This is a genomic window from Streptomyces sp. NPDC044984 (assembly GCF_040646935.1).
GTDB lineage: Bacteria > Actinomycetota > Actinomycetes > Streptomycetales > Streptomycetaceae > Streptomyces.
In genome coordinates this window covers 89,612-95,963 of the sequence record NZ_JBEZBE010000033.1, presented here as the reverse complement: position 1 = coordinate 95,963, position 6,352 = coordinate 89,612, and the positions used below count along the sequence as shown (strand labels likewise).

3 protein-coding genes and 1 pseudogene are annotated in these 6,352 nt (G+C 74.3%); all 4 read right to left on the bottom strand.

The genetic code is table 11. The annotated features are described in order from the left end of the window. Positions 1–277 (bottom strand): annotated as a pseudogene (locus AB0A94_RS30175) (hypothetical protein); the annotation flags it as partial. Between the two features lie 72 nt (positions 278–349). Continuing rightward, positions 350–1,081, bottom strand: a complete 732-nt coding sequence (locus tag AB0A94_RS30170; RefSeq protein ID WP_361749104.1) for a class I SAM-dependent methyltransferase — start codon at positions 1,079–1,081, stop codon at positions 350–352. 141 nt (positions 1,082–1,222) lie between these two features. Beyond that, complete coding sequence (locus AB0A94_RS30165; protein WP_361749103.1) at positions 1,223–3,730, bottom strand: SpoIIE family protein phosphatase; 2,508 nt, start codon at positions 3,728–3,730, stop codon at positions 1,223–1,225. A 144-nt stretch (positions 3,731–3,874) separates the two neighbouring features. Further along, a complete protein-coding gene (locus AB0A94_RS30160) occupies positions 3,875–6,313 on the bottom strand; it encodes an MFS transporter (RefSeq protein WP_361749102.1) in 2,439 nt (812 codons plus the stop codon). Between the last annotated feature and the right edge of the window lie 39 nt (positions 6,314–6,352).

The window sequence follows — 6,352 nt, the reverse complement described above, 5'->3', positions numbered from 1 at the left end:
GCACGATCTCGTCCACGATCCGCGCGCCCAGCAGCGCGGCGTACTCCACCGGCCGCTCCCCCGGACCGTGCAGCAGCGCGAAACGCGCCAGCGCCGTCTCGTCCGTGAAGGCGCACACCCACCGCACACCACCCGAACGCGCGCTCCACAGGCGCCCGTCGACGGACGGGACCAGCAGGATCGTCCTGCGCATCTCGCCGACCAGTGCCCGCGGATCACCGACGCCCGCCCGCCGCTCGACGATCCGCTCGGCGAGTACCGTTCTTGCCCGCTCCACGACCCCTCCCCCGTCCCGGACGATGACTGATGTGACCGTAGGGCATGACGCGCGGGGCGGGGGAGACGGTTCTCATGCGGACGCGGCGCGTCCCGTCACGAACCAGAGGGACGGCAGTGCGACACGGGTGCCGTCGGGGCCGTACTCGGTGGTGGTCAGCGGCAGGGTGCCGCTCGCCAGCACGGTCAGTCCCGCCGCGGTCAGGAACTCGGGCACGGCCGCGTCGTCGACCTCGCCGGGAGCTATGCCGTGCCGCAGGACCGGCGCGAGTTTGGGCGGCGGACCGCCGGGGCCGGTCGCGAGGCCCCGCAGGACCGCCCCGGCAGCCTCGGAGGGCTCGACGAGGAAGGCGCGGCCGCGGTCACCGACCACCGTGGCGATGCCGTCCACCAGCGCCTGCCGGTCGTCGGCCTCGCACTGGTGCAGCACTCCGCGCAGGTACACGTTGGCGTCGCCGAGTTCAGCGTGCAGGGCCTGCGCCTCGGCCTTCTCGACGGCGTCCAGCCGCCGGTACGCCGCCTGCCCGGCCGGGTCGGCGGCGCGGGCGCGGTCCAGGGCGGCGGCGGAGAGGTCCGCGCCGAGGACGTGCGGGAAGCGGTCGGCGAGGAAGCGGGTCTGGGTGCCGTTGCCGCACCCCAGGTCCACCAGCGGCAGACCGGGGTCGGTCAGATGCGGTTCGAACAGGGCGAGATGGCGGGCCGCGGTCAGAGCGGGCTCCGCGTCCCAGAACACGGCCCCCGGCCCGTCCGGTGCCTCGCGCCAGAAACTCTCCCAGGCCTCCCGGTACCGACTGGTCACGCTCATGCCCGACTCCCCAGGGTGCGACGCCGGCCCGCCCCGTGTGACGGGCCAGTACGGTGTATCGCGCCCCGGGCGCGCGGACAAGCGCGCGGCGCGTTCCTTCACGGCTCGTTCGCCCCGGAGTGCGCCGTGCACCGCCGGCGCTCAGCGTCGTCGCGGCAGCGTCAGTTCGAACCACACGCTCTTGCCGGCCGTCGTCCGGCTGGTGCCCCACTCGCGGGCGAGGGTGCTGACCACGCGCAGTCCGCGCCCGAACTCGTCCGCCGGCCGCGCGTCGAGCAGCGTCGGCAGTTCGTGGTCGTCGTCCTCCACCTCGCACAACAGCGTGTCGCCGCGCACCAGCCGCAGGGCGACGGGACGGGCGTGGGAGTGCAGCACGGCGTTGGTGACGAGTTCGCTCACCATCAGCTCGGCGCTGTCGACGAGCTTCGGCAGGCCCCAGTCGTGCAGCTGCTCGCGGACCGCCGCGCGGGCCCGGCCGACCTCGGAGGGCTCGGGGGCGATCCGCCATTCGGCGACGTCGTCGGGTTCGATGCCGCCCAGGCGGGCCATCAGCAGGGCCACGTCGTCCTTGCGTCCGCCGCGCGTGTTGAGCGCGCGGATGATGGTGTCGCAGGCGTCGTCCATGGAGGCGGCCGGGTGGGCGGCGGACTCGCACAGCGTGGCGAGCCCGACGCCGATGTCCTCGCCGCGCACCTCGACCAGTCCGTCGGTGCACATCACCAGCCGGTCGCCGGGCTCCACGGGCACGCGCACCGCTTCGAAGGGCACCCCGCCGACGCCGATGGGCGCCCCGGTGGGCAGGTCGAGCAGTTCGCTGCGTCCGTCGGCGGCGCGGACCAGGACCGGCGGGACGTGTCCGGCGTTGGCGAGGCGCAGCTCGCCCGCGATGGGGTCGTAGACGGCGTACAGGCAGGTCGCGAGGTAGGTGTCGCCGAGCCGCTGGGCGAGGTCGTCGAGGTTGCGCAGGAGTTGCGCGGGCGGCAGGTCCAGCGCGGCCATGGTCTGCACGGCGGTGCGCAACTGTCCCATCATCGCGGCCGAGTTCAGTCCGTGCCCCATGACGTCGCCGACGACGAGCGCGGTGCGGGCGCCGGGCAGCTTCACCGCGTCGAACCAGTCGCCGCCGATCCGTCCGAGCAGCGTGCCCGGCAGATAGCGGGTGGCGATGTCGCAGCCCGTCATGTGCGGCGGGATGTGCGGCAGCATGCTGTCCTGGAGCGTCTCGGCGACGTTCTCCTGGTACGTGTACATGCGCGCGTTGTCGAGCACGAGGCCCGCCCGGGCGGCGAGTTCGGCGCCGGTGACCCGGTCCATGTCGTTGAAGACCTGCCGCTCCGGATGGCGCAGCAGGATCATGAACCCGAGGACGGCGTGGCGCGCCTTCAGCGGGACGACCAGCATGGAACGGCCGGTGATCAGCGGCCGGATGTCCCGCTTGTCGAACTGCGAGGCGATGGCGTGGCCCATCTCCTCGCTGATGCGCGGCACCAGGACGGGTTCGCCGGTGGTCATGCACTGGAAGAACGGGGTGTGCGCCGGAAAGGGCATGGCCTCGCCGACGGGGACGACGTCGTCCCAGCGGCCGGGTTCGTCGGTGTGCTCCAGGGCGACCCGGTGCCACAGGGTGGTGGTGTCCGGCACGCCCTCGTCGAACCCCTCACCGGCGACGACCTGTTCCCGCAGGTAGGTGCCGGCGACGTCGGTGAAGCGGGGCACGACGGCCTTGCTGACCTCGACGATGGTGCGCGCCAGGTCCAGGGAGGTGCCGATCCGGGAGCTGACCTCGTTGAGGAACTCCAGGCGCTCGCGGACGGCGGCGTACTCGAAGTCCTCGCCCTCGTCCCGCAGTTCCTCGGGCACCGGCTCGCCGGCCGCGAGGGCGCGGGCGGCCCGCTCCCGCCGCTCCCGGCGTTCGGCGCGCCGGGGCACGCCCCAGTCGGGTGTGACGGGCACCCGGTCGTTCCGGCTGAACTCAAGCACGGGGTAACCCAGTTCGAGGACCTGGGCGACGATACGGGCGCTGTCCCCGACGCTCATGCTGGGGAGGATCTCGGGGAGCCGGCGGGCGAGGTCCTCGGAGCCGGGGAAGTCGGTGTGCAGGGCGAAACCGGGCGCGATCCGCTCGAACGTCCCGGCCCCGTCCGCGCGCAGCAGCCCGTCCGCGTCGGCGGCCAGCACCAGCAGCCGCTCGCGTCCCGGACCCACCAGCGGGTAGGCCCACCACAGCACGTCGACCCGCCCGGGCCCGGCCGGCAGCCGGGCCCGGCCGGCGGCCGGGCCCGGCCGGCGGCCGGGTAGGCCGGCGGCCGGGTAGGCCGGACCGCCGTCGAGGGTGGCGCCGAGGCCGGGTCCCAGACCGTCGTGGGCGGCGTACGTCCCGTACGGGGTGTCCTCCTCTTCCCCGGGGAACCCGGGTTCCCCGGGCAGGGCTCCGGTCACGGGCAGCAGGTCGACCGCGGGGCGGCCGAGCGCGTCCTCCTTGCCGAGGGAGAACAGGCGACGCGCGCCCCTGCTCCAGTGGGAGACGAGTCCGTCGCGGTCGACCACAACCACGGCCAGCGGGATGCGGCCGACGTCGCCGTGCCCGGCCGACGCGCCGTCCCCCGCGCGGCTGTCCGGAGGTGCGTCCCGCTCGGTGCCACGGTCCATGGCCCAGGCCCTCTCTCCCCCGGCTGCGCAAGATCTGTACCGCCGTCACCACCGTACGGCCGCGGTCGGCCGCGATGTGTGCCGTCGCGGGAATTGCCCGCCCCGGCTCGCACCGGCGTGCGTTCCCGCGCGCGACCGACCGTTTCAGTCCTCGTGGCCCAGCTGGAGGTCGCGTTCCGTCCGGCCGCCGCCGGCCACCTGGAGCACGGTGGCGACCGGTGGGTAGCCGGCGGCGATGACGGTGTACTCGCCCGACGACAGGTCGACGAACCGGAAGGTGCCGTCGGGTCCGGTGGTGAGGGTGTCGACGACGTTGCCCGCCGCGTCCAGCAGGGTCACGCGCGCCTCCTCGACGGGCCGTCCACCGCCGGCCCGCACCGTGCCGCGCAGCACGGCGCCGCCCGCCAGTTCGACGTCCTGGCGGGTCTCGCGGGCGGCCTGGACGGTGACGGGGAGGGCCGCCGGGCGGAAGGCGGGCGCGCTCGCGGCGAGCGTGTACTCGCCGGCCACCAGCTCGCTGATGACGTAACCGCCCTCCCGGCCGCTGCGGGTGCTCGCGACGACCTCCCCGTGGACGTTGGTGAGCGTGACGGCGGCGTCCCGCACCGGTGTGCCGTCGGCGGTGACAACACTGCCGGCGAGACGGCCCGCGCCGCCAAGGACGACGTCGAGTTCGACGGGCCGCTCGCCGACGGTCACGGAGACCGCCTGCGGCTGGTGACCGCCGGCGGCGGCGATCAGGACGTACGATCCCGGGCCGGGCGTGGCCAGCGCGTACCGCCCGTCCTCGCCGCTGGCGCCGCGGCCGGTCTGCTGTCCGGTGACGTCGATGAGGGTGAGCGCGGCGCGCGGTACGGCGGTTCCGTCGGAGTGCTGCACGGTCCCGCAGACGGGGACGCCGCCGGTGTGCGCCGGGCGGAGCGGGGTGGGGGTCCCTCCGCCCGGAGCGTGGGGGCGGGCGTGCGGCAGGCGCGTGCGGAGGGGCGGTGCGTCCTGGGCCGGGTCGGCGATGGGGGCGTGGTGGGACACCAGTGGTTTCTCCTTGAGGAAGAAGGCGATGAGCAGGCCGAGGACGAGCACGGGCACCAGGTGGAGGAAGACGCGCGGCATGGCGTCGGCGTAGGCCTGCACGTAGGCGTCGCGCAGCTCGGGCGGCAGCGCGTGCACCAGCTCGGGGGTGATCGACCCGGCGTCGGGCGGGGTGCCCGCGCCGGCGGGCAGGCGGTCTTGGAGCGCGTCGGTGAGCCGGCCGGCGAAGAGGGTGCCGAAGACGGCGGCGCCGACGCTGCCGCCGATCTGCCGGAAGTAGTTGTTGGCGCTGGTGGCGGTGCCCAGGTCGGCGGGGCGCACGGAGTTCTGCACGGCGAGGACCAGCACCGGCATCACCATGCCGATGCCGGCGCCGAGGACGGCCGTCCAGATGCCGTAGTGCAGCCGGGGAGTGCCGGTCTCCAGGCGGGACAGCAGCCACATGCCGACGACGGAGAGCGCGGTGCCGACGATCGGGTGCCACCGGTAGCGGCCGGTGCGGCTGATGAGCTGCCCGGAGACGACCGAGGCGCCGACGAGGCCGCCCGTCATGGGCAGCATCAGCAGTCCGGACTCGGTGGCGGAGACCCCGTAGACCATCTGCACGTACGTGGGCAGGTAACTGGCGGCGCCGAACAGGGCGACGCCGGTCACCAGCCCCACCAGACCGGTGACGTTGAAGACGGGGTCCCGGAACAGCCGCAGCGGGATGAGGGGTTCGGCGGCGAAACGCTCGACGACGAGGAAGAGGACGCCGGCCGCGGCGGCGCCCGCGCCGAGGCCGAGGACGACGCGGGAGTCCCAGGCGTACTCGGTGCCGCCCCAACTGGTCAGCAGTACCAGACAGGTGGAGGCGGCGGCCAGCAGGAGGGTGCCGAGGACGTCGAAGCGGGCCCGGACGGCCGGCTTGGGGAGCTTGAGCGCCAGGGCGACGACGACCATGGTGACGATGCCGAAGGGGACGTTGACGTAGAAGCACCAGCGCCAGGAGAGGTGGTCGGTGAAGTACCCGCCGAGCAGCGGCCCGGCGACGGACGCGAGGCCGAAGGCGGCGCCGATCAGCCCCATGAAGCGGCCGCGCCGGCGCGCGGGCACGATGTCCGCGATGATCGCCTGCACGCCGATCAGCAGGCCGCCCGCGCCGACGCCCTGCACCGCCCGGTAGGCGATCAGCTGGTCCATGGTGGACGCGCGGCCCGCCAGCGCGGAGCCGACGACGAACACGAGGATCGCGAACTGGAAGACGCCCTTGCGGCCGAGCAGGTCGCCGAGCTTTCCGTAGACCGGCAGTCCGACGGTGGCGGTGAGCAGGTAGGCGGTGATCGCCCAGGACATCCTGTCCAGGCCGTGCAGCTCGCCGACGATCTTCGGGAGCGCGGTGGCGACGATCATCTGCTCCAGGGCGGCGAGCAGCAGCGCCGACATCAGCGCGAGGAAAACCAGCCGGACCCGGCGCGGGCTCAGGCCCTGTTCCACGACCGGTGCCGGGGGCGGCGGGCCCCCGGCCGGCGGTGCCGTGACCGGCTCGTCCTGCGTCAGAGTGATCCCGCCCACGTGCCGCTCCCCTCGTCGCGCCGCCGGACAATTCCCGCG

Excerpts from the sequence above, each read along its gene's own strand:
- AB0A94_RS30170 (WP_361749104.1), bottom strand. The coding sequence starts at position 1,081 with ATGAGCGTGACCAGTCGGTACCGGGAGGCCTGGGAGAGTTTCTGGCGC.
- AB0A94_RS30165 (WP_361749103.1), bottom strand. The coding sequence starts at position 3,730 with ATGGACCGTGGCACCGAGCGGGACGCACCTCCGGACAGCCGCGCGGGG.